Raw genomic sequence first — 23,020 nt, 5'->3', positions numbered from 1 at the left:
GGATTCGGACTTGTGCGGGGGACGTGACAACATGCGCTCATGTCCTCCGCACTGGCCGATCTGTCTCCCCACCCGATCGTGCAGGCCCCCATGGCGGGCGGTGTGTCCGTCCCCCGGCTCGCCGCCGCCGTCTCCGAGGCCGGCGGTCTCGGGTTCCTCGCCGCCGGACTCAAGACCGCCGACGGCATGTACCAGGAGATCAAGCAACTGCGGGGGCTCACCGGACGTCCCTTCGGCGTGAACGTGTTCGTGCCCCAGCCCGAGTACGCCGAGTCGGGCGCCGTCGAGGTCTACGCCCACCAGCTGGCCGGCGAGGCCGCCTGGTACGAGACCGAGCTGGGCGATCCGGACAGCGGCCGGGACGACGGCTACGACGCCAAGCTCGCCGTCCTGCTCGACGACCCGGTGCCCGTGGTCTCCTTCCACTTCGGCGTGCCGAGCGCGCAGGCGCTGGAGTCGCTGCGCCGGGCGGGAACGTACACGCTGGTCACCGCCACCACCGCCGAGGAGGCCCGCGCGGTCGAGCGGGCCGGGGCCGACGCGGTGATCGCGCAGGGTGTGGAGGCCGGCGGCCACCAGGGAACGCACCGGGACAGCCTGGAGAACGACGGCGCCGGCATCGGACTGCTGTCCCTGGTCGCGCAGATCCGCGAGGCCGTGGGCATCCCGATCGTCGCCGCCGGCGGCATCATGCGCGGCGGCCAGATCACGGCCGTCCTGGCGGCGGGCGCGAGCGCGGCCCAGCTGGGCACCGCCTTCCTCGCCACCCCCGAGTCCGGCGCCCCCGACGTGCACAAGCAGGCGCTGACCAACCCGCTGTTCGCGCGCACCGAGCTGACCCGCGCCTTCTCCGGCCGCCCGGCGCGCGGACTGGTCAACCGCTTCCTGCGCGAGCACGGCCCGTACGCCCCCGCCGCCTACCCGGAGATCCACCACCTCACCTCCCCGCTGCGCAAGGCCGCGGCCAAGGCCGACGACGCGCAGGGCATGGCGCTGTGGGCGGGCCAGGGGCACCGGCTGGCCCGGGAGCTGCCGGCCGGCCGGCTGGTGGAGCTGCTGGCGGCCGAACTCGCCGACGCCAGGACAGCGTTGTCGCGGCTGCTCGGCCCCGGAGGTGACCGGCGATGACCGCGCCCGTCTTCGTCGTGGACCAACTCGACCGTATCGCAGCGGAGTTCGTGCTCGACGGACCCGAGGGACGGCACGCGGTGTCGGTGAAGCGGCTGCGGCCGGGCGAGGACGTGGTCCTCACCGACGGACGCGGCCGCTGGGCGGAGGGCGTCGTCAAGGCGGCCGAGGGCAAGGACCGGCTGGTGGTCGACCTGGCCCCCGTCCACGAGGAGCCTGCGGCGACCCCGCGGATCACGGTCGTCCAGGCCCTGCCCAAGGGTGACCGTGGCGAGCTGGCCGTGGAGACGATGACCGAGGTCGGCGTCGACGCCGTCGTGCCCTGGCAGGCCTCCCGCTGCATCACCCAGTGGAAGGGCGAGCGCGGCCTGAAGGCACTCGGCAAATGGCGGGCCACCGCGCGCGAGGCCGGCAAGCAGTCCCGCCGGGTCCGCTTCCCCGAGGTCGCGGACGCGGCGACGACCAAGCAGGTCGCCGCGCTGCTGGCCGGGGCGGACTTCGCCGCCGTCCTCCACGAGAGCGGCGACGCACGCCTCGCCACCGCCGAACTCCCCGCCCAGGGCGAGATCGTGCTGGTCGTCGGCCCCGAAGGCGGTGTCTCTCCCGAGGAGTTGGCGCTGTTCGCCCAGGCAGGGGCTCGGCCCTATGTGCTCGGGCCCACCGTGTTGCGCACGTCCACCGCCGGTACGGCGGCCGCGGCTCTGCTGCTAGGCCGCACCGGGCGCTGGTCCTGACCCTCTGTCCCGACTCTCCGGGGAACACCGTGGAACTCGCCCAAGTCCGGCTCCTGGTCACCGACTTCGCCGCCTGCTACCGCTTCTACGCCGATGTCCTCGGCCTCAGGCCGCAGTCCGGCGCGAGCGAGGGACCCTACGAGAAGTTCAGCCCGCACGCCGGGTCCGCCGGGATCGCGCTGCAGGACCGGTCCATGATGGCCGACGTCCTCGACGAGCTGGGCGAGATCGCCACCGGCCACCGCTCCCTGGTCGTGCTGCGCGTGGACGACCTCGACGGCACGTGTGCGCGGATCACCTCCCGGGGCGCGACCCTGCTGCACGGGCCGGCCCCGCTGACCGACCGCATGCGCGTGGCCCACCTCAAGGATCCCGAGGGCAATCTGGTCGAACTCCAGGAGTGGCTGCTGCTGCGCGGCTGACACCGTCCCGGGACACGGCGGTGCGCCACGAACGGGTGAGTGGCCGTATGTGGTCTTCCGTCCCGCCCCCACCGGTGGGACGCTGCCCTGTATGGGGGCACGTACACCGATTCCGCGCGGCAGGCGGGTGGTCGCCGTCGCGGGCCTGGTCGTGGCGGCCGGCGGCGTTCTGACGGCGTGCCGGCCGGGCGACCTCAGCTCCGCGACCGTCGCCTACACCACCGACACCACCGCGACCGCCCGGCTGAAGCACGAACACGTCGACGTCAGTTGGCTCACCTGCACCGGCAACGGTGACGGCGTGGCGGTGACCAGGAGCCCGTCGCCGACCGAGTCCACCGTCGTCTCCGTCGACTGCCGGGGGAAGACCAGGGACGGACGGGACATCACCGTCACCGGCAAGGTGACCAAGGCGGTCGACGGTGCCTGCGTGCGCGGTGACCTGACGGCCAAGGTCGGCGGCAGACAGGTGTTCCACGTGTCGGGGCTCGGCGACTGCGACGCGACCGCCGCACCGACGTACCGGCCGCCCACCTGGGGGCAGCCAGGGCCCACCGTGACGGTCACCGTCACCCGCACCCTCTGGTGCAAGGGCGACCCGACCTGCTGGCCCGTCGAGGGCAAGTGACCGGAACCGGGAGCGGGAGGCGCCGGCCGCCGCGTCGGTGACGGGGTGCCCAGGGCGCCGCGACGGACACCACGGAGACCTCCGGCTACCTCCGATGAGCGTCCCCTGGACTGGGTCGCGGGGACGGACGCCCAACCGGGGGCGGCGATCCGGCTCGCGCCCAAGTCGCCGGAGTCCAGGCCCGCGAGCGATTCGCCCGACCTGCCGCCCCGGGCTCGATGAACCGCTCCGACGCCCCCCACGGACCCCCACCCGAACGACTAACATGCCCCAGTACCGATCTTCCTGATCCTCGGCGAAAGCGAGCGCAGCGTATGGCCGGCGAACCGCAGGACGACTGCCTGTTCTGCAGAATCGTCACGGGTGAGATCCCGGCGACGATCGTCCGTGAGACCGACACGACCGTCGCCTTCCGGGACATAAACCCCCAGGCGCCCACCCACATCCTGGTGATTCCCAAGGCGCACTACGAGAACGCCGCCGCGCTCGCCGCGGGCGCCCCCGAGATCGCCGCCGACGTCCTGGCCGAGACCCGGGCCGTCGCCGACGAGGAGAAGCTCGACAGCTACCGCATCGTCTTCAACACCGGCGCCGGCGCCGGCCAGACCGTCTGGCACGCCCACGCGCACGTCCTCGGCGGCCGCGGCCTGCAGTGGCCCCCGGGATGAGTCGCCGTGTCCGTCCGTGAACTGGTGGTCCTCGGCACCGCCAGCCAGGTCCCGACCCGGCACCGCAACCACAACGGCTATCTGCTGCGCTGGGACGGCGAGGGCCTGCTGTTCGACCCCGGCGAGGGCACCCAGCGGCAGATGCTGCGCGCCGGGGTCGCCGCGCACGACCTGAACCGGCTGTGCGTCACGCATTTCCACGGCGACCACTCCCTGGGCCTCGCCGGGGTCATCCAGCGGATCAACCTCGACCAGGTCCCGCACGAGATCACCGCGCACTACCCGCGTTCGGGGCAGCACTTCTTCGACCGGCTGCGCCACGCCACGGCCTACCGGGAGACGGTCCGCCTCACCGAGGCCCCGGTCGCCGCCGACGGCACCCTCGCGGTGACCGCGTCGTACACCCTCGAGGCCCGCAGGCTCTCCCACCCCGTGGAGTCCTACGGCTACCGCCTGGTCGAGCCCGACGGGCACCGCATGCTGCCCGAGCGCCTCGCCGCGCACGGCATCACGGGACCGGACGTGGGCCTCCTTCAGCGCACGGGCCGGCTACGGGGCGTGACGCTGGCGGACGTCAGCGAGGTGCGGCGCGGCCAGCGGTTCGCGTTCGTCATGGACACCCGGCTGTGCGACGGGGTGCACGCGCTGGCCGAGGACTGCGACCTGCTCGTCATCGAGTCGACGTTCCTCGACGAGGATGCCAAGCTCGCCGCCGACCACGGCCATCTGACGGCCGGCCAGGCCGCGGCCGTCGCCCGGGACGCCCGCGTACGGCACCTGGTCCTCACGCACTTCAGCCAGCGCTACTCGGACCCCGAGGAGTTCGAGCGGCAGGCGCGGGCCGCCGGGTTCGAAGGGGAGCTGACCGCGGCGCACGACCTCCAGCGGGTCCCCGTCCCCAAGCGCAGATGAAACCGCAGGTCGGCAGCCGTAGGATGCTCTGATGCCCCTCCCCAAAGCAGAACTGCACCTGCACATCGAAGGCACCCTGGAGCCGGAGCTGGCGTTCGAGCTGGCCGCCCGCAACGGCGTCGAGCTGCCCTACGCCGACACCGACGAGCTGCGCGAGGCGTACCGGTTCGAGGACCTCCAGTCCTTCCTGGACCTGTACTACGAGCTGATGGCCGTCCTGCGCACCGAGCAGGACTTCGCCGATCTGGCCGACGCCTACCTGGCCCGGGCCGCCGCGCAGGGCGTACGGCACGCGGAGATCTTCTTCGACCCGCAGGCCCACCTCGCACGGGGCGTGTCCATGGGCACGGTGGTGGAGGGGCTGTGGCGCTCGCTCGGCCGCAGTGAGGAGAACCACGGGGTCTCCACCCGGCTCATCCTCTGCTTCCTGCGGGACGAGTCGGCCGAGTCGGCACGGGAGACCCTCGCGGCCGCCGGACCGTACCTGGACCGCATCACCGGGGTCGGCCTCGACTCGGCCGAGGTCGGGCATCCGCCGGTGAAGTTCCGCGAGGTGTACGAGACCGCCGCGGCGCTCGGGCTGCGCCGCGTGGCGCACGCCGGCGAGGAGGGGCCGCCGGAGTACATCACCGAGGCCCTGGACGTGCTCGGTGTCGAGCGCGTCGACCACGGCCTGCGCTGCGTGGAGGATCCGGCGCTGGTCGAGCGGCTGGTCCGGGACCGGGTGCCGCTGACCCTGTGCCCGCTGTCCAACGTCCGGCTGCGTACCGTCGACACGCTGGCCGACCACCCGCTGCCGGCCATGCTCGACGCCGGGCTGCTGTGCACGGTCAACTCCGACGACCCGGCCTACTTCGGCGGGTACGCCGGGGACAATTTCGCGGCCGTACGGCAGTCCCTGGGGCTCACCGACGAGCGGCTGCGCGAGCTGGCCCGCAACTCCTTCCTCGCCTCCTTCCTGGAGGACGACGAGGAGCGCCGGGCCCGCTACCTCGCCGAGGTCGACGCGTACGAGTTCGGGGACGCCGTCTCGTAGCACCGCCGGTCGGGCACGGCGGGCGTGCGCACCGGGACCTCGACCACCGGGAGCGGGCGCCCGCTCCCGGTGCGCAGGGCCACCACCGTCATCGGCACGGCGACCAGCAGCAGCACGGCGCCGAGGAACAGGCCCATCGCCGGGAACCCCGCCCAGCCGGCCAGCACGCTCCCGGTCAGCGGACCCGCCGCCGTCCCCAGGGACGACGCCGAGCCGACCAGGACCGCCCAGCGGCCCCGCCGGTCCAGCGAGGCGGCCAGGCCGATGACGTACGACAGCACCACCGGGTAGAGCAGGTTCCAGGAGATCTCGCCCGCGGCGAAGGCCCACAGGTCCCTCGCCGAGGCGCTGAGCGCGACACAGCCGGCGATGAGCGCCGTACCGGCACCTATCGGCACCGCCCGGCCCAGCCGGGCCCCGAGCGCGCCCGCGCCCAGCACCCCGAGCAGTCCGGCGCCGAGCGCGACGGCGAAGACGGCGCCGGCGGTGACCTCGGTGAGATGGGCCTGGTCGAGGCCGATCCGGCCGCTGACGCCCCAGAGCGCGTTCTGGGCGAGCGACCAGCAGGGCATGGCGGCGGCCAGCAGCAGACCGGTACGGGGGCGAGGGAGCCTGCCGAGTCCCGCACGGGCGGGGGCGCGGACGGCCGGGGTCGTGGGTGCGCCGGACAGGCGGCCGGTGAGCGGCCAGACGGCGAGCGCGGTGAGCGCGAGGGCGGCCAACGGGACGCCGTGGCCCGGTCCGAGGTGGGGGATCGTCAGGTAGAGGGCGCCGGCGAGGGCGGAGACGCCGAGCAGTCCCGCGGTGGTGGCGCGGTGCGGGTCGGGCTGGGCGGCGATGCCCCGCGCGGCGACCGCGCTGACCGTGCCCGAGCCGAGACCGCCGGCCAGGACGCCCGCGACGACGGCCGGTACGGAGCCGGTGAGAGTGGCACCGCCGTAACCGAGGAAGGCGAGGGCCAGTCCGGCGCGGGCGAGGACGCGGGGGCCGATCCGGTCCACGCCCGAGGCCAGCAGAAAGCCCGCTGTCGCCGAACTCAGCAACAGGGCGCTGCCGGTGGCCCCGGCCTCGGTGGCGGTGAGCGGGAGTGCGCTGTCGAGTCTGCCGACGGTGGTGGGCAGCAGATAGGGGGCCAGGTACCCGGCCGTGAAGAGGGCGACGAGGGGCCAGGGCAGGGGGCGGGGGGCGGACACGGGCGTTCCCAGGGCAGGCGGAAGGAGCCGAGCGGCTCGGAAGAGGGGAGGGGGCGACGACCGTCGACGGACAGGAACGCGCGAGCAAGTTGTATCAAGCACGCGGTTGTTGAAGTAGCTCATCCTGTGTGATACAGGTCACATTTGGTTTGCATGTGACCAAGAGGGGTAATGACGCGCGGGCGTCCTCGGATGGGTTATAGTTGATCACGTCCTGGTCGCCGGAACTTCCGGTAGCCGGCCGCGCGTTGGTGGTCCAAGGAAAGACGCCCCGCTTCCTGCGGGGAAATGCAGGTGCAAGGCCTGCCCGGCGCTCCGACGAGCCCCATCCCGCCGTGTGCGGGGTGGGGCTCTTTTTCATGCCCTCGCGCCTTCGTGCCCCCGCCCACCTGCGCGCCTCATGCGCCGCCGGATGACGGGCATGCATCGGGGATCCCATTGACGCCGCCTGTCCGTGTATCTAGCCTCTGTCTAGCTGTCGTTCCTATACATGGACGGTATTCACAAGAGGAGATGGTCAGGTGGGCGGCGACCCGGCCCCGCAGGACGTGGCGCGGCGACTTCGGGAGGGCATGGCGCGCGGCGTGCTCTCCTTCCCGCTCACCGCCTTCCACGACGACGGCACCCTGGACGCCGACGGCTTCCGTGCCCATGTGGCGGCCCGGCTCGCCGCCACGCCCGGTGCCGTCTTCCCGGCGTGCGGCACCGGAGAGTTCTTCTCGCTGGACGAGGAGGAGTACCGGACCGTCGTCGCCGTCACCGTCGAGGAGGCGGCCGGACGGGTGCCCGTCGTGGCCGGCACCGGCTACGGCTGGGCGCAGGCCGCCCGGTTCGCGCGGATCGCCGAGGAGGCGGGCGCGGACGCCCTGCTCGTCCTGCCGCACTACCTCGTCGACGCCCCACAGGACGGCCTCACCGCCCAGCTGGAGCGGCTCGCGGCCCGCACCGGGCTGCCGCTCATCGCCTACCAGCGGGGCCAAGTCGCCTACACCACCGCCTCGTTGCGGCGCATCTCCCGCATCCCCGGCGTCATCGGCGTCAAGGACGGCCACAGCGACCTCGACCGGCTCCAGCGCCTCACCCTGGCCGCCCCCGACGGCTTCCTCTTCTTCAACGGCGCCGCCACCGCCGAGATCCAGGCCCGCGCCTACGCCGCCGTCGGCGTGCCCGCCTACTCCTCCGCCGTGCACGCCTTCGCCCCCGAGATCGCCGGCGCCTTCTTCGCCGCGCTGCGCGACGGCGACCACGGCACGCTCGACGAACTGCTGCGGGAGTTCTACGTCCCCTTCGTCGAACTCCGCGACCGCGCGCCCGGCTACGCCGTCTCCCTGGTGAAGGCGGCCGCCCGGCTGCGCGGCGAGCGGGTCGGCCCCGTGCGCGCCCCGCTCACCGAACCCTCGCCCGCCGACCTCGCCGACCTCGAGGCACTGCTCACCGCCGGACTCGACCTCGTAGGAGCCTCCCTGTGACCCGTGACCTGACCATCTCCGAGGTGCGGCTGACCCCGATCCTGGTCGCCGACCCGCCGCTGCTCAACACGCAGGGCGTGCACCAGCCGTACACCCCCCGGCTGATCGTCGAGATCGTCACGGCCGACGGGATCACCGGAGTCGGCGAGACCTACGGCGACACCAAGTACCTGGAACTGGCCCGCCCGCTGGCCGAGCGACTCCCGGGCCGGTCGGTCACAGATGTGAACGCGTTGTTCGCGATCGACCTGCCGGTGGACGCGTCCCGGGTCAAAGGCGCCGTCGACGCCGGCGGACTGCGCGGCGTGCAGAGCGCCGGCAAACTGCGGCTGTCCGTGCTGTCCGCCTTCGAGGTCGCCTGCCTGGACGCCCAGGGCAAGGCCCTCGGGCTGCCGGTACACGCCCTGCTCGGCGGCAAGGTCCGCGACGCCGTGGAGTACAGCGCCTACCTGTTCTACAAGTGGGACCGGCACCCGGCGGGCGTGCCGGCCGAGCCCGACGCGTGGGGCGCCGCCCTCGACCCCGCCGGAATCGTCGCCCAGGCCGGGGAGTTGCGGCGGCGGCACGGGTTCGGCTCGTTCAAGCTCAAAGGCGGGGTGTTCCCGCCCGACGAGGAGATCGCGGCCGTACGCGCCCTCGCCGAGGCCTTCCCCGGCCACCCGCTGCGCCTGGACCCCAACGGCGCCTGGTCCGTGGCGACCTCGCTGCGCGTGGCGAAGGAACTCGGGGACGTCCTTGAGTACCTGGAGGACCCGTCCCTGGGCACCCCCGCGATGGCGGCGGTGTCCGCGGGCACGGACGTCCCGCTCGCGACCAACATGTGCGTGACCACCTTCGGGGAGATCAAGGAGGCGTTCACCCGGGACGCCGTCCAGGTGGTGCTCTGCGACCACCACTACTGGGGCGGACTGCGCAACACCCAGCGGCTCGCCGCGATCTGCGCCGCCTTCGGCGTCGGGGTGTCCATGCACTCCAACACCCATCTCGGGATCAGCCTCGCCGCGATGACCCACGTGGCGTCGACCGTGCCTGACCTCCACCACGCCTGCGACTCCCACTACCCCTGGCAGTCGGAGGACGTCCTCACCGAGCGGCTCGCCTTCACCGACGGCTCGGTGACGGTGTCCGACGCGCCCGGCCTCGGCGTCACGCTCGACCGGGACGAACTGGCCCGTCTGCACCGGCGATGGGCCGAGGACGACACCGGCCTGCGCGACCGGGACGACGCGGCCGCCATGCGGACGGCCGAACCCGGCTGGCGGACACCGGTGATGCCCCGCTGGTGACGCGCGCGACGGCGGTGTGGCGGTCGGCCTGGTGCACACTGGCCAGAACCGCACCACGTCAGGGAGCGCACCGTGACCCCGTCGCACACGATCGCCGGAGAGGAACCGGAACACCTCACGCAGGCCGCGCGCCGGCAGACGCAGGTCGACCCGCTCGCCGCGCTGCGCGCCACCGGCGACCCGCCGTGGGACGTCTACCTCACGGGCACCGTGTTCCTCGACATCATCTTCACCGGCCTGGACTCGGCGCCCGTGCGCGGCACCGAGTCCTGGGCCCGGGGCATGGGCTCCAGCCCCGGCGGCGTGGCCAACATGGCGGCCGCGCTGGCCCGCCTCGGCCTGCGGACCTCCCTCGCCGCGGCCTTCGGCGACGACCACTACGGGGAATACTGCTGGGACGCGCTCGCCCAGGGCGAGGGCATCGACCTGACGGCGTCGCGCACCGTGCCCGGCTGGCACTCGCCGGTGACCGTCTCCATGGCCTACGAGGGCGAGCGCACGATGGTGTCCCACGGGCACGAGCCGCCCCCCGAGGAACCGGCGCCGGACTGCCCGCCCCGCGCGCGGGCGGCCGTCGCCTCCCTCACGCCGGGCACGCGCGCGCCCTGGATCGCCCAGGCCGCCCGCGGGGGCACCCGGATCTTCGCCGATGTCGGCTGGGACGACACCGGCGCCTGGGACCTCGGCGGACTGGCCGACCTGCGGCACTGCGAGGCGTTCCTGCCCAACGCCGAGGAGGCGAAGCGGTACACCGGCGCCGACTGCCCGCGGGCCGCCGCGCACGCCCTGACCGAGCATGTGCCGGTGGCCGTGGTGACCCTGGGGTCCGAGGGGGCGTACGCCGTGGACCGGCGCACCGGCGAGACCGCGGAGGTGCCGGCGATCGCCGTGGAGGCGCTGGACCCGACGGGGGCGGGGGACGTGTTCGTCGCCGGATTCGTGACCGGGTCCCTGGCCGGCTGGCCGCTCGCCGACCGGCTGGCCTTCGCCGGGCTCACCGCCGCGCTGTCGGTGCAGGAGTTCGGCGGGTCGCTGTCGGCGCCGGGATGGTCGGAGATCGGGGCCTGGTGGCGGCGGGTGCAGTCCGTCCCGGAACAGGCACCGGCCGCGCTCCGGCGGTACGCGTTCCTCGACACGCTGGTACCGGAGGAACTGGACCGGCCGTGGCCCCTGCGCCGCGCGGTCCCGACGATCGGCTTCCGCCGGTTCCAGTGAGACGAGGGGGGCGGCCGCCGGGAGGCCCCGTGGGGCGGTTGGGGAAAAGGCCTACGGTCTTGTCGGTCCTGCGTCGTACTCTGGGAACCGGGAGGCCGCCCTCAGCCGTGCGGCCGTGACGAGGAGGAAGCGCAGGCCTTAAGCGCCGGCCCATGACAGAGACACCCACAGCTCACACCCCCGCGCAGGAGCGGGCGAGAGCACAGCTCACCGTCCCCGCCCAGCACCCCATGGTGACCGTACTGGGCTCCGGCGACTCCCTCCTGCGCGTGATCGAGAAGGCCTTCCCGGCGGCCGACATCCATGTCCGGGGCAATGAGATCAGCGCGGCCGGCGACCCCGTCGACGTCGCCCTCATTTCGCGCGTGTTCGACGAGATGATGCTGGTGCTCCGCACCGGACAGCCGATGACGGAGGACGCAGTGGAACGCTCGATCGCCATGCTCAAGGCGAGCGAGGACGGCACGAACGACGGCCCGGAGACCCCGGCCCAGGTGCTGACGCAGAACATCCTGTCCTCGCGCGGCCGCACGATCCGCCCCAAGACCCTCAACCAGAAGCGGTACGTCGACGCGATCGACAAGCACACGATCGTCTTCGGCATCGGCCCCGCCGGCACCGGCAAGACCTACCTGGCCATGGCCAAGGCCGTACAGGCCTTGCAGTCCAAGCAGGTCAACCGGATCATCCTGACCCGTCCCGCGGTCGAGGCGGGCGAGCGGCTCGGCTTCCTGCCCGGCACGCTCTACGAGAAGATCGACCCCTATCTGCGCCCGCTGTACGACGCGCTGCACGACATGCTCGACCCCGACTCGATCCCGCGTCTGATGGCCGCGGGCACCATCGAGGTCGCGCCGCTCGCCTATATGCGCGGCAGGACGCTCAACGACGCCTTCATCATCCTGGACGAGGCCCAGAACACCAGCCCCGAGCAGATGAAGATGTTCCTCACCCGCCTCGGTTTCGACTCGAAGATCGTGATCACCGGTGACGTGACGCAGGTCGACCTGCCGAACGGCACCAAGTCGGGTCTGCGGCAGGTGCAGGAGATCCTGGAGGGCGTCGACGACGTGCACTTCTCCCGGCTGTCGTCGCAGGATGTCGTACGGCACAAGCTGGTGGGCCGTATCGTCGACGCGTACGAGCAGTACGACAGCGAGCACGGCACCGAGAACGGCACCCACAAGGGCGGCCGGGGCCGGTCCGGGCCCAAGGGGAAGTAGAGACACGGCAACACCATGTCGATCGACGTCAACAACGAGTCCGGCACCGAGGTGGACGAGCAGGCGATCCTGGACATCGCCCGCTACGCCCTCGCTCGGATGCGTATCCACCCGCTCTCCGAGCTCTCGGTGATCGTCGTGGACGACGACGCCATGGAGCAGCTGCACATCCAGTGGATGGACCTGCCGGGTCCCACCGATGTCATGTCGTTCCCGATGGACGAGCTGCGGCCGCCCGGGAAGGACGACGACGAGCCGCCGCAGGGCCTCCTCGGCGACATCGTGCTGTGCCCGGAGGTCGCCGCCAAGCAGGGCGCGGAGGCGGACACGCAGCACTCCATGGACGAGGAGCTCCAGCTGCTCACCGTCCACGGGGTGCTGCACCTGCTCGGGTACGACCACGAGGAGCCCGACGAGAAGGCCGAGATGTTCGGGCTCCAGGCCGCCATCGTGGACGGATGGCGGGGCGAGCGCGGCCTGACCGGGCCGTCCCCGGCGCCGACCGTCTCGTAAGCGGGCCGGATGTCTCCGCAGATCGTGATCGGCGCGATCGCGCTGGTCGTCGTCGCCTGGCTCGCCGCCTGCGCGGAGGCGGGCCTCGCGCGCGTCTCCAGCTTCCGCGCCGAGGAGGCGGCCAAGTCCGGCCGGCGCGGCAGCGACAAGCTGGCCCAGATCGCCGCCGACCCGACCCGCTATCTGAACGTGGCCCTGCTGGTCCGCGTCACCTGCGAGATGGCGGCCGCGACCCTGGTCACCTACGCCTGCCTGCAGCAGTTCGACGCGACCTGGCAGGCCCTTCTCGTCGCCCTCGGCGTGATGGTCCTGGTGTCGTACGTCGCCGTCGGTGTCTCCCCGCGCACCATCGGCCGCCAGCACCCGCTGAACACCGCGACGGCGGCGGCGTACGTGCTGCTGCCGCTGGCCCGCATCATGGGTCCCATCCCGTCCCTGCTGATCCTCATCGGTAACGCCCTCACGCCCGGCAAGGGCTTCCGGCGCGGTCCGTTCGCCTCCGAGGCGGAGCTGCGCGCCCTGGTGGACCTCGCCGAGAAGGAGTCCCTGATCGAGGACGAGGAGCGCCGGATGGTGCACTCCGTCTTCGAGCTGGGCGACACCCTGGTGCGCGAGGTGATGGTCCCGCGGACGGACCTCGTGGTGATCGAGCGGTACAAGACCATCCGGCAGGCCCTCACCCTCGCGCTGCGCTCCGGGTTCTCCCGGATCCCCGTCACCGGCGAGAGCGAGGACGACATAGTCGGGATCGTGTATCTGAAGGACCTGGTCCGCAAGACCCACATCAGCCGGGAGGCCGAGGGCGACCTGGTGTCCACGGCCATGCGCCCGGCCGTCTTCGTGCCCGACACCAAGAACGCCGGCGACCTGTTGCGCGAGATGCAGAAGGACCGCAACCACGTCGCCGTCGTGATCGACGAGTACGGCGGCACCGCAGGCATCGTCACCATCGAGGACATCCTGGAGGAGATCGTCGGTGAGATCACCGACGAGTACGACCGGGAACTCCCGCCGGTCGAGGACCTCGGCGCCGACCGGCACCGGGTCACCGCCCGTCTCGACATCACCGACCTGGGCGAGCTGTACGGCCTGGAGGAGTACGACGACGAGGACGTGGAGACCGTCGGCGGTCTGCTCGCCAAGGCGCTGGGCCGGGTGCCCATCGCGGGCGCGTCCGCCGAGGTCGAACTGCCCGACGGGCGCCGGCTGAAGCTGACGGCGGAGGCGGCCGCCGGACGCCGGAACAAGATCGTCACGGTGCTGGTGGAACCGGCGCCGCAGGAGAGCTTGGACGAGAGCCCGGAGAGAGCAGGATGACCCCCGGCGAGCTGCGCGCCCTGTGCCTGTCCTTCAACGAGGCCGTGGAGGACTTCCCGTTCAACCCGGAGACCTCGGTCTTCAAGGTGCTGGGCAGGATGTTCGCCCTGACGAACCTGGACGCCCGGCCCCTGAAGGTCAACCTCAAGTGCGACCCGGAGGACGCGCTCCGCCTGCGCGCCGAGCACGCCCCGCTGATCGTCCCCGGCTGGCACATGAACAAACGCCACTGGAACACCGTCACGGCCGACGCCGACCTCCCCGACCGGCTGGTCCGCGAACTGGTCGAGGACTCCTACGACCTGGTCGTCGCAGGCCTGCCCAGAACCGAACGACTCCGGCTCGACCGGCCGTAAATCGCTGTCCGGAGGCGCCGGGTGCATGTCAGGATCCGGGCATGTCCGTGCGATACCCGCGCCCCCTGCGCCCCGGTGACCGTGTCGGTGTGACCTCCCCGTCCAGCGGGGTGGCCGACGCACTACGGGAGCGACTCGACGTCGCGATCGAGGAGGTCCGGTCACGGGGGTACGAGGTGGTCGTCGGCCGGTGCATGGACGGCACGACGCACGTGAGCGCGCCGGCCGCCGAGCGCGCCGCCGAACTGACGGGGATGCTGACCGACCCCACGATCCGGGCCGTGGTGCCTCCGTGGGGCGGGGAGACCGCGATCGACCTGCTGCCCCTGCTCGACTTCGAGCGGATCGGGCGGGCCGAGCCGACCTGGCTCGTCGGCTACTCGGACATGTCGACCCTGATCACCCCGCTGACTCTGCTCACCGGGATCGCGACCGTCCACGGCGGCAACCTCATGGACACGCCCTACCGGACGCCGAAGGGACTCAGGTCCTGGCTGGACATCGTCGCCGCGCCGAGAGGCGAGGCGTTCGCCCAGACCCCGCCCGGCCGCCACCGGTCCGGCGGGTACGACGACTGGGCCCGGCACCCCGGCGTCCGCGACCTCACCCTGGACGCCGAAGGCACCTGGACCCGGCTCGACGGCACCGGCGACGTGGAAGCCGAGGGCCGGCTGATCGGCGGATGCGTCGAGACCCTCGCCAACCTCGCGGGTACCCCCTACCTCGACACCTCGCGTTTCGCCGGCGACGAGCCGCTGCTCGTCTATGTCGAGGCCGGCGAGGACAACGCGTTCGCCATCTGCCGCAATTTGCACGGCATGCGCCTCGCCGGGTTCTTCGACCGCGCCGCCGCCGTCCTCGTGGGCCGCACCCACGCCCCCGACGGCCGCACCCTCACCCAGCACGAGGCAGTCCTCGACGCCCTCGGCCCGCTCGGCGTGCCGATCGTCGCCGACGTCGAGTGCGGGCATGTCGCGCCCCGCCTGACGCTGGTCAACGGCGCGCGCGGCCGCGTGGTGCACACGGCCGCGCGCAGCGGGATCGATCAGGTCCTGGACTGACCCCGGCGCTCGCCCCGGCGCAGGCCCACACCGATCAGGACGGCGGCCGCCAGGACGATCACCGTGTCCAGGGCGAGGACCGTGTGGACGCCCTGGAGCAGGTCGTCCGAGGTGGTGGCGAGGACGCCCAGCAGGGGGATGCCGACCGTGATGCCGACCTGCTGGGTGGAGGTCACCAGGCCGGTGGCCAGGCCCTGCTCGTCGTCCGGGACACCGGAGGTGACGGTGAGACCGTAGGAGATGATCGCGCCCAGGTGGCACATGCTCGCCAGGGACACGGCGGCCGTGGCGAGCCAGACCGACCAGCTGTCGGCGCTCAGCGGCAGCAGGGCCGCCACCAGCGCGCCCTGGCCGGCCAGCGAGCCGACCAGGGTGCGGCGGGCGCCGAAGCGGCCGATCACCTTCGGCGCGAAGGTTCCGGCGACGGCCGACAGCACACCCTGGAAGCCGAAGACCAGGCCGGTCTCGAAGGCCGACAGGCGCAGGACCTCCTGGAGGTACAGGGTCAGCACGAAGACGACCGTCGACATCATCGAGAAGGTGACCAGCCCGCCCACGTTGCCCCACGCCACCGTGCGCCGGCGCAGCATGGGCAGGGAGACGAGGGGGGCCGTCGCCCGGGCTTCGACGACCGTGAACGCGATCAGCAGCAGGACGCCCGCGATCAGCGCGGTGACGACGTCCGCGCGGCCGAAGCCGTGGTCGGCGGCCGTGGACAGGGCGTAGATCAGCGACAGCAGACCGGCGGTGACGGTGGCCGCGCCGGGCACGTCAAGGCGCGGGCGCCCCTGGGTGCGCGACTCCGGCAGCAGCCCGGGGGCCAGCGGCAGCACGATCAGCGCGAACACCGTCAGCAACGCCATCGTGGAGCGCCAGCCGAGCGCGTCGGTCAGCACGCCGCCCGTGACCATGCCGACCGTGAAGCCCAGCGAGAGCAGCGTGCCGGAGATGCCGAGCGCGCGGTCGCGGGCCGGGCCCTCGGGGAAGGTGGTGGTCAGCAGGGACATGCCGGTCGTCACGATGGCCGCCGCGCCCAGTCCCTGCAGGGCCCGCCCGGCGAGGAAGGACGCCGGGTCCCATGCCAGCGTCGCCAGCAGCGAGGCCGCGCCGAACAGACCGAGACCGGCCAGGAACAGCCTGCGCCGGCCGTACAGGTCGCCGACGCGGCCGAACAGGAGCAGGAAGCCGCCGGAGGGCAGCGCGAACGCGGTCACCGCCCACTGCAGGGCGGACCGGCTCATCCCGAGATCGGGACCGAGCCGGGGCAGGGCGACGTTCAGGACGGAGAAGTCCAGCGCGACCATGAACTGGGCCGCGCACAGGACGAAGAGGACGAGCTTGTCACGCGTCGACAACCGGGGGGTGTCGAGCGAAGCGCCCGCGGGGGCGGTGGGTCGTGTGGTGGTGTCGATCGCCATGGCACGAGCTTGCGGCGGCCGGAACAATCCTGGGGAGTCGGAACTTATGGTGGTGGTGGCACCACCAGACACGACGGGGGAGGGGCGGGTACGTGCCTGCTGCGGGGACGATGAGAAGTCAACGGCGCAACGAGCTGCGCGAGTTCCTGATAAGCCGGCGGGCCCGGGTCAGTCCCGGGGAGGCCGGACTGCCGGCCGGCGGCCGGCGCCGTACGCCCGGACTGCGCCGGGAGGAGGTCGCCGTACTCGCCGGTGTGGGCGCCTCCTGGTACCAGTGGCTGGAGCAGGGCCGGGACATCTCCGTCTCCCCGCAGGTCCTCGACGCCGTCGCGCGGGTGCTCAGGCTGAGCGACGCCGAACGCCGGCATCTGTACCTGCTGGCCGGGCTGAACCCGCCCACCCCCGAGGTGACTCCGGACAGACGGGACATGTGCGACGGCCTGCGGCGGCTGATCGACACCTGGATGCCGTACCCGGCGCACATCATGGACCTGTACTACAACTGCGTGCTGTACAACGACGCCGCCGCCATCGTGCTGGGCATGCGGCCGGGCATCACCCAGAACTGTCTCGTCGACTTCTTCACCGATCCGCTCTACCGGTCCCGCAGCAACAGCTGGGAGCGCAACGCGCGCACGGTCGTGGCGCAGTTCCGGGCGGCGTGCGCGGCCCGGCCCGACGACGAGGGGTTCCAGGCGGTGCTCACCGAGCTCTCCGAGCGCAGCCCCGAGTTCCTCGCGCTGTGGGCCGAGCGGGACATCGAGGACCAGGGGCAGGTCCGCAAGGAGCTGCACCATCCGCTGGCCGGACTGCTGGTGGTGGAGTCGACGGCCCTGAAGGTGCCGGCCCGGCCCGACCTCATGATCGTGCTGCACACCCCGCTGGAGGAGGCGAACACCGCGGCCAAGCTGGAGTGGCTGGCCTCTCCCGAGGGGCGGCGGGGCGCCATGTACCCCGTGGCGGGATGACCCGGCCGCGGCTTCGTATGCTCTGGGCATGACCGAGAGCAGCGCGCTTGATCCCGAGGACCGCAAGATCGTCACCCTGGCCCGTTCCGCGCGGGCCCGCAACGGAGTCCCCGAGGGGGCGGCCGTACGGGACGAGACGGGGCGTACCTACGTCGCCGGGTCGGTGCAGCTCGCCTCGCTGCGGCTGAGCGCGCTGCGTACGGCCGTCGCCATGGCGGTGGCCTCCGGCGCGACGTCGCTGGAGGCGGCGGCGGTGGTGAGCGAGGCGGAGGCGCTCCCGGCGGAGGACCTGGCCGCCGTCGCCGACCTCGGCGGGGCTGCGACGCCGGTGCTGCTGGCCGGGGTCGACGGCGCGGTACGCCTGACCGTCTCCGCGGGCTGAGACGCCGGGGCCGGGGGCTGAGACGCGGGGGCCGGGAGCTTGGGGGTCCGGGGGCCCTGGGTGGTCCGGCCCCCCTTCCCCCCCGTACCGGACCTTCGTGCAAGGCCCCTCGTGCTTGGCCGCTCGTGCGAGGCCGCTCGTGCGCCGGACCGTCGTTCCGCCCCGAAGACAGGTCGGCCGGATTTCGGCCTTGCCGGGGGTTGCCGCCCGCGGGTCAATGGTCCCGCAGTATCCGACGACCCGTCAGATCCGCATCGCCGTGCCGTGTGTCCGCATCCACCCGCCCGGCCTGCCGCGCGTCGGCGCACCTTCCGACCATCCCCACATGGCATTCCCCAGGGAAGGGAAGCGGATCATGAGTACACGCACGGCAACGGGAGCGGCGCTGGCCGCCGGGGCCCTCGCGGTCACCGCACTCGCCTTCGCGCCCACCGCGGCCGCCGTCACTCCCCAGACGGCGACCATCACCGCGAGCTGCGGCATCTTCGGCGGCGGCGCGGCCACCCTCACCGCCACGCAGAGCGGCACCTCGGCCACCCTCACCCTCACCTCCTCCGCGATCACCACGCCGGTCGCGGTCGCCCAGGACTCGATCACCTCCACCCTCACCATGGCCAAGGCGGGCGGCGGCACGGTCGTCTTCGGCGGGACGAGGAACCCGGCCATGGGCAGCGGCGCACCGGTCAGTGTCGGCCCGCTCGCCGGCACCGTCGCCCCCGGCGCAAGGCTGGACGCCTATGGCGGCTCGCTGAAGATGGTGATCTTCGGAATCACCGTCACCTGCAAGGCGAGCGGCCCGCAGTCGCCCGGCCCGTTCGTCTTCAACTGAGCGATCTGTTCCGGATGCCGCGGAAACTGATGAACCGTCAGCTTTCTGCGGCATCTCCATTGACTTCTCACCCCCGCTCCACATCAATGCCCCCTGTCGGCGCAGACGAGCCGCTGCGCCCACAACCCTCAGGAGGGGGCCCCATGGGTTCGACACCCCGAAGATCCCGACGGTGGCGCTGGGCGTCACTGCTCGGGGCGACCGCCCTCGCGGTCACCGCGGGCGGCGCGTTCGCCTGTCCGGCCGGAGCCGCCGGAGTCGACGTGGACTTCGCCACGCACTGCATCCCGCCCGCCGTCTCGGGTCTTCCGCCGATCGACGGCACCACCACCGCGAGCGTGTCGGCGGACAACACCAGCCCGAAGGTCGGCGACACGGTCACCGTGACCTACACCGTGGTCAAGGCCGCCGCCAGCAACCCCACCGATCTGGCCCTGCCGGCCGACATCATGACCCCGACCGGCAAGGTCACCCTCGGCGGCGCCCAGACCGGTGCCGTCACCGTCGCCGGACCGAAGAAGAACCCGCCGGTGCCGGGGAAGGCGGCCTTCCCGTCCTTCTCCATGACCGGCACGTTCACCGTGACCAAGGCCGGGCAGATCACCCTCTCGCCCGGCGACTACAACATCCACACCAGCTACATCCTGGAACTGGACACCCCGTGCACGGTCACCGCCCCGCCCGCTCCGGTGTCCCAGACCGTCACGGCGACCGACGGCACACCGGCCAACACCCGGGCCATCACGCTGAGTTCGGCCTCGGGTGACGCGGGTGCCGCCGTCACCGTCGGCGGCAGCGGCTTCACACCGGGCGCGACGGTCACCCTGGCCGGGCGGGCCGGCGACACCCAGACCGCGGACACCGCCACCGTGACCGCGAACGCCCAGGGGGCCTTCAGCGGTTCACTGGTCGTCAACGACAAGACGACGACCGGCGTCGTGGCCTACGAGGGCGCCTCCTGGAACGCGGACAAGGGCGCGGGCCCCGCGGCCTACGTCGTCAAGGGCGACACGCCCGTCCCGGCCGGCAGCCAGAAGCTGACCACCAGCGTCAAGGCGGGCACGCTGTCCATGTCCCAGGCCGGGGACTCCGTCGCGCTGTCGGCGGTCGACTTCGGCAAGGGCGGGGCTTCGACCGGTGCGCTGCGGACGGTGACCGTCAAGGACTTCCGCGGCGGACCCGCGGGCTGGTCCCTGACCGGCAAGGTCACCGACTTCACCGGTCCCGGCGCCAAGATCGACGCGAGCGGGCTGAGCTGGACCCCCGCGTGTGCGACCAAGCCGGGTAGTCCCAGCACCTGCAAGGCCGGTTCGGCGGGCACCGTGGGCACCTCGGGAGCGACCCTGGCGTCGACCCCCGACGGCACGCTCACCGGTGGCGAGTTCACCGTCGACGCCGGACTCTCCCTGGCCGTACCGGCGTTCACGCCTCCGGGCTCGTACTCCGGCGTCCTGACCCTGACCCTCACCTGACGCTCGCCCCCACCGATCCGCACCCAGGACGACCCGATCCGCACCCCGACACCGGTGGCCGGGCGCCCCGCCCCACGACCGGGGCCGCACCCGCCCGACCGCCACCACCCCGAGCCCACGGGGGGTCCGCACCCATGCGCAAGCCGTACGTCCTCCTCCTGAGCCTGCTCCCGCTCCTCCTCGGCGCCCTCGGTGCCCTCGCCACCCCGGCGCGGGCCGCCGACAACGGCAGCTGGTCCGTCTACCCGGTCGCCTCCAAGATCGCCGCGCGCCCCTACTTCTACCTCTCCGCCGACCCGGGCCAGACCCTCACCGACCGGGTCGCCGTCCAGAACAAGACCGGCCGTCCGCTCACCTTCCGGCTGTACGCGGCCGACGCCTACAACACCGCCCGCGACGGCGGTTTCGCCGTGCGGACCGTCAAGGAGCGCATGCGCGGGGTGGGCGCCTGGGCCAAGCCCGCGAAGTCCCGGATCACGGTCCCCGGTCACCGGACCGTCACCGTGCCCTTCACCCTGCGCGTCCCCGACGGGGCCGCCCCCGGCGACCACCCCGGCGCGATCGTCGCGCTGGACGAACGCGTCGACCCCGGCGGCGGACGGCTCGCCCTGGGGGTTCGGCGGGCCGTCGGCGCCCGGGTCTACCTGCGGGTCGGCGGGCCCACGCTCCCCGCGCTCTCCGTGGAGCACGTGCGCATCGGCCACCACCAGCCCCTGCTGCCCGGCCTCGGCGCCGGCACGGCCACCATCTCCTACACGCTGCGCAACACCGGAAACGTCACCCTCGACCCAAAGGTAGGGCTGAAGGTGCGCGGGCTGTTCGGGCGCACACTGCTCGACCGCGCCCTGACCCGCGTGCCCTCGGAGCTGCTGCCCGGACAGCGGGTGCGGCTCACCGAGACCTGGCACGGGGCGCCCCAGCTGGACCGGGCCCGGGTGACGCTGACCGTGCGCGCGCCGGGCACCCGCCAGTCGGCGAGCGCCTCGTTCCTCGCGCTGCCCTGGCTGCTGGTGGCGCTGGTGTTCGCCGTCGGCGTGTCCACCGGGGTGCTGCTGGTCAGAGCGCGTCGGGGCCGCGCTCGCCGGTCCGCACCCGCACGACCGTCTCCACGGGCACGGCCCACACCTTCCCGTCCCCGATCTTCCCGGTCCGCGCGGCCGTGACGATCGCGTCGATCACATCGTCCGACACCGCGTCCTCCACCACGACCTCGATGCGCGCCTTCGGCACCAGGTCGACCCGGTACTCGGCCCCCCGGTACACCTCGGTGTGGCCGCGCTGCCGGCCGTAGCCGCTCGCCTCGGTCACGGTCAGGCCGTGCACGCCCAGCTCCCGCAGGGCGGTCTTGACCTCGTCCAGGCGGTGCGGCTTGACGATCGCGGTGATGAGCTTCATGCCTGCGTCTTGACCTTCTGAGCGGTGGGGACGGCGGAGTGGGAGACCGGGGCGCCATGGCCCAGGACCCCGTGATCGTAGGCCGTCTCGGCGTGCACCGTAAGGTCCAGACCGGTGTACTCCTGCTCCTCGTCGGCGCGCAGGCCCATCGCCTTGTGGAGCAGCTTGCCGAGGGCGTACGTCATCGCGAAGGCGTACCCCCCGACGACGACCACGGCGAGGAACTGCCTGCCGAGGGGGGCGAGCCCGCCGCCGTGCAAGAGGCCCCGCGCGCCGCCGGTCATCGCCTTCTCGGCGAACAGGCCGATCAGCAGGGTGCCGATCACCCCGCCGACCAGGTGGACGCCGACCACGTCCAGGGAGTCGTCGTAGCCCAGCCTGAACTTCCAGCCGACGGCGTAGGAGCAGACGACACCGGCGGCCAGCCCCACGACCAGCGCGCCGAGCAGCGAGACCACGCCGCAGGCCGGGGTGATGGCGACCAGACCGGCCACCGCGCCGGAGGCCGCGCCCAGGGTGGTCGGGTGGCCGTCGCGCCGCTGCTCGACGAAGAGCCAGCCGAGCAGGCCGGTGCAGCCGGCGGCGAGGGTGTTGAGGAACGCGGCGGCGGCCAGGCCGTTCGCGCCGAGCGCGGAGCCCGCGTTGAAGCCGAACCAGCCGAACCAGAGCAGACCGGCGCCGAGCACCACCATGGGCAGGTTGTGCGGGCGCATCGCGTCCTTCCTGAAGCCGAGCCGTGGCCCGAGGACCAGGCACAGGGCGAGTCCGGAGGCACCGGAGGCGATCTCGACCGGCAGACCGCCCGCGAAGTCCAGCGCGCCGAGCCGCTCGCGGATCCAGCCGTCCGGGCCCCACACCCAGTGCGCGACGGGAACGTAGACGAGGAGCGTCCACAGGGGGACGAAGACCAGCCAGGCCGAGAATTTCGTCCGGTCGGCGACGGCACCGCTGACCAGGGCTGCCGTGACGATCGCGAAGGTCAGCTGGAAGGTGGCGAAGAGCAGGGTGGGGACCGTGCCGTGCACGCTGTCCGGGCCGAGGCCCCGCATACCGGCGTGGTCCAGGTCGCCGACGAGCCCGGCGAAGGCGTCGTCGCCGAAGGCCAGCGTGTAGCCGGCGACCAGCCACACCACCGTGACCAGGGCGATCGACACGAAGCTCATCATCAGCATGTTGAGGACGCTCTTCGCGCGGACCATGCCGCCGTAGAACAGGGCGAGGCCGGGGGTCATCAGCAGGACGAGGGCGGTCGCGGCGAGCAGCCAGGCGGTGTCGCCGGTGTCGACGTGCGCGGCGGCGAGGGTCACGGGCGTCTCCAACGGTGCGGGGGCTCGTCAGAGGGTCTTGGGCGCGGGTTTCCGGTCGCGTACGGATGTGTTTCCGTGACGTTTCGTT

Annotated in this window: 24 protein-coding genes; 20 read left to right on the top strand and 4 right to left on the bottom strand. The window is 72.7% G+C overall.

Annotated features, from left to right (window positions below):
* Positions 1-39: 39 nt before the first annotated feature.
* The 7 genes from ACIBA9_RS26540 (at position 40) to ACIBA9_RS26510 (ending at position 5,528) form a co-directional block, all read left to right on the top strand.
* A complete protein-coding gene (locus ACIBA9_RS26540) occupies positions 40-1,128 on the top strand; it encodes a nitronate monooxygenase (RefSeq protein ID WP_399366775.1) in 1,089 nt (362 codons plus the stop codon).
* Complete coding sequence (locus ACIBA9_RS26535; RefSeq protein ID WP_399366773.1) at positions 1,125-1,862, top strand: 16S rRNA (uracil(1498)-N(3))-methyltransferase; 738 nt, start codon at positions 1,125-1,127, stop codon at positions 1,860-1,862. The genes ACIBA9_RS26540 and ACIBA9_RS26535 overlap by 4 nt, the downstream gene beginning before the upstream one ends.
* Before the next feature lie 29 nt (positions 1,863-1,891).
* Positions 1,892-2,284 carry a VOC family protein gene (locus tag ACIBA9_RS26530; RefSeq protein ID WP_399366771.1) on the top strand — a complete coding sequence of 131 codons (393 nt, stop codon included), beginning with the start codon at positions 1,892-1,894 and terminating at the stop codon, positions 2,282-2,284.
* Between the two features lie 91 nt (positions 2,285-2,375).
* Positions 2,376-2,912, top strand: coding sequence for a hypothetical protein (locus tag ACIBA9_RS26525; RefSeq protein ID WP_399366769.1), 537 nt, complete (start codon positions 2,376-2,378; stop codon positions 2,910-2,912).
* A gap of 314 nt (positions 2,913-3,226) precedes the next feature.
* Complete coding sequence (locus ACIBA9_RS26520) at positions 3,227-3,580, top strand: histidine triad nucleotide-binding protein (RefSeq protein ID WP_399366767.1); 354 nt, start codon at positions 3,227-3,229, stop codon at positions 3,578-3,580.
* 6 nt (positions 3,581-3,586) lie between these two features.
* A complete protein-coding gene (locus ACIBA9_RS26515) occupies positions 3,587-4,492 on the top strand; it encodes a ribonuclease Z (protein ID WP_399366765.1) in 906 nt (301 codons plus the stop codon).
* A gap of 31 nt (positions 4,493-4,523) precedes the next feature.
* Positions 4,524-5,528: an adenosine deaminase gene (locus ACIBA9_RS26510; RefSeq protein ID WP_362156715.1), complete on the top strand. Its 1,005-nt coding sequence runs from the start codon at positions 4,524-4,526 to the stop codon at positions 5,526-5,528.
* On the opposite strand, the gene ACIBA9_RS26505 is transcribed toward ACIBA9_RS26510, so the two are convergent.
* The gene (locus ACIBA9_RS26505; protein ID WP_399366763.1) at positions 5,480-6,721 is read right to left on the bottom strand and encodes an MFS transporter; all 1,242 of its coding nucleotides are present in this window, start codon (positions 6,719-6,721) and stop codon (positions 5,480-5,482) included. The two genes, ACIBA9_RS26510 and ACIBA9_RS26505, sit on opposite strands and share 49 nt — an antisense overlap.
* A gap of 572 nt (positions 6,722-7,293) precedes the next feature.
* Here ACIBA9_RS26505 and ACIBA9_RS26500 point away from each other — a divergent pair.
* The 8 genes from ACIBA9_RS26500 (at position 7,294) to ACIBA9_RS26465 (ending at position 15,161) form a co-directional block, all read left to right on the top strand.
* Complete coding sequence (locus ACIBA9_RS26500) at positions 7,294-8,190, top strand: 5-dehydro-4-deoxyglucarate dehydratase (protein WP_399366820.1); 897 nt, start codon at positions 7,294-7,296, stop codon at positions 8,188-8,190.
* The gene (locus ACIBA9_RS26495) at positions 8,187-9,476 is read left to right on the top strand and encodes a glucarate dehydratase family protein (protein ID WP_399366761.1); all 1,290 of its coding nucleotides are present in this window, start codon (positions 8,187-8,189) and stop codon (positions 9,474-9,476) included. Before ACIBA9_RS26500 ends, ACIBA9_RS26495 begins: the two co-directional genes overlap by 4 nt.
* Before the next feature lie 72 nt (positions 9,477-9,548).
* Positions 9,549-10,691 carry a carbohydrate kinase family protein gene (locus ACIBA9_RS26490; protein WP_399366759.1) on the top strand — a complete coding sequence of 381 codons (1,143 nt, stop codon included), beginning with the start codon at positions 9,549-9,551 and terminating at the stop codon, positions 10,689-10,691.
* Between the two features lie 152 nt (positions 10,692-10,843).
* Positions 10,844-11,914, top strand: coding sequence for a PhoH family protein (locus ACIBA9_RS26485; protein ID WP_362156722.1), 1,071 nt, complete (start codon positions 10,844-10,846; stop codon positions 11,912-11,914).
* Between the two features lie 15 nt (positions 11,915-11,929).
* The gene (gene ybeY, locus ACIBA9_RS26480) at positions 11,930-12,427 is read left to right on the top strand and encodes an rRNA maturation RNase YbeY (RefSeq protein WP_362156725.1); all 498 of its coding nucleotides are present in this window, start codon (positions 11,930-11,932) and stop codon (positions 12,425-12,427) included.
* A gap of 9 nt (positions 12,428-12,436) precedes the next feature.
* Complete coding sequence (locus ACIBA9_RS26475) at positions 12,437-13,744, top strand: hemolysin family protein (protein ID WP_399366756.1); 1,308 nt, start codon at positions 12,437-12,439, stop codon at positions 13,742-13,744.
* The gene (locus tag ACIBA9_RS26470; protein WP_362156730.1) at positions 13,741-14,100 is read left to right on the top strand and encodes an MmcQ/YjbR family DNA-binding protein; all 360 of its coding nucleotides are present in this window, start codon (positions 13,741-13,743) and stop codon (positions 14,098-14,100) included. Before ACIBA9_RS26475 ends, ACIBA9_RS26470 begins: the two co-directional genes overlap by 4 nt.
* Positions 14,101-14,141: 41 nt before the next feature.
* Positions 14,142-15,161, top strand: a complete 1,020-nt coding sequence (locus ACIBA9_RS26465; RefSeq protein ID WP_399366754.1) for a S66 peptidase family protein — start codon at positions 14,142-14,144, stop codon at positions 15,159-15,161.
* Here ACIBA9_RS26465 and ACIBA9_RS26460 read toward each other — a convergent pair.
* A complete protein-coding gene (locus ACIBA9_RS26460) occupies positions 15,146-16,579 on the bottom strand; it encodes an MFS transporter (RefSeq protein ID WP_399366752.1) in 1,434 nt (477 codons plus the stop codon). The two genes, ACIBA9_RS26465 and ACIBA9_RS26460, sit on opposite strands and share 16 nt — an antisense overlap.
* A gap of 110 nt (positions 16,580-16,689) precedes the next feature.
* On the opposite strand from ACIBA9_RS26460, the gene ACIBA9_RS26455 reads away from it, so the two are divergent.
* The 5 genes from ACIBA9_RS26455 to ACIBA9_RS26435 all read left to right on the top strand — a co-directional run bounded on the left by ACIBA9_RS26455 (position 16,690) and on the right by ACIBA9_RS26435 (position 21,393).
* Entirely contained in the window at positions 16,690-17,547 is an 858-nt protein-coding gene (locus ACIBA9_RS26455; RefSeq protein WP_399366750.1) for a helix-turn-helix transcriptional regulator, read from the top strand.
* Positions 17,548-17,575: 28 nt separating this feature from the next.
* Positions 17,576-17,929, top strand: a complete 354-nt coding sequence (locus ACIBA9_RS26450) for a cytidine deaminase (protein WP_399366748.1) — start codon at positions 17,576-17,578, stop codon at positions 17,927-17,929.
* A gap of 355 nt (positions 17,930-18,284) precedes the next feature.
* Positions 18,285-18,758: a hypothetical protein gene (locus tag ACIBA9_RS26445; protein ID WP_399366746.1), complete on the top strand. Its 474-nt coding sequence runs from the start codon at positions 18,285-18,287 to the stop codon at positions 18,756-18,758.
* Between the two features lie 143 nt (positions 18,759-18,901).
* Positions 18,902-20,230 (top strand): beta-xylosidase, encoded by a 1,329-nt coding sequence (locus ACIBA9_RS26440; protein WP_399366744.1) that lies wholly within the window; start codon positions 18,902-18,904, stop codon positions 20,228-20,230.
* Between the two features lie 134 nt (positions 20,231-20,364).
* A complete protein-coding gene (locus ACIBA9_RS26435) occupies positions 20,365-21,393 on the top strand; it encodes a WxL protein peptidoglycan domain-containing protein (protein WP_399366742.1) in 1,029 nt (342 codons plus the stop codon).
* Here ACIBA9_RS26435 and ACIBA9_RS26430 read toward each other — a convergent pair.
* Both ACIBA9_RS26430 and ACIBA9_RS26425 read right to left on the bottom strand, forming a co-directional pair.
* Complete coding sequence (locus ACIBA9_RS26430; RefSeq protein ID WP_362156747.1) at positions 21,287-21,625, bottom strand: P-II family nitrogen regulator; 339 nt, start codon at positions 21,623-21,625, stop codon at positions 21,287-21,289. The two genes, ACIBA9_RS26435 and ACIBA9_RS26430, sit on opposite strands and share 107 nt — an antisense overlap.
* A complete protein-coding gene (locus tag ACIBA9_RS26425) occupies positions 21,622-22,932 on the bottom strand; it encodes an ammonium transporter (protein ID WP_399366740.1) in 1,311 nt (436 codons plus the stop codon). The genes ACIBA9_RS26430 and ACIBA9_RS26425 overlap by 4 nt, the downstream gene beginning before the upstream one ends.
* Positions 22,933-23,020: the final 88 nt, after the last annotated feature.

Source organism: Streptomyces sp. NPDC051452, from assembly GCF_044454765.1.
In the GTDB taxonomy this organism is placed as follows: Bacteria; Actinomycetota; Actinomycetes; order Streptomycetales; family Streptomycetaceae; genus Streptomyces.
This window is presented reverse-complemented; position numbering and strand designations above follow the sequence as displayed.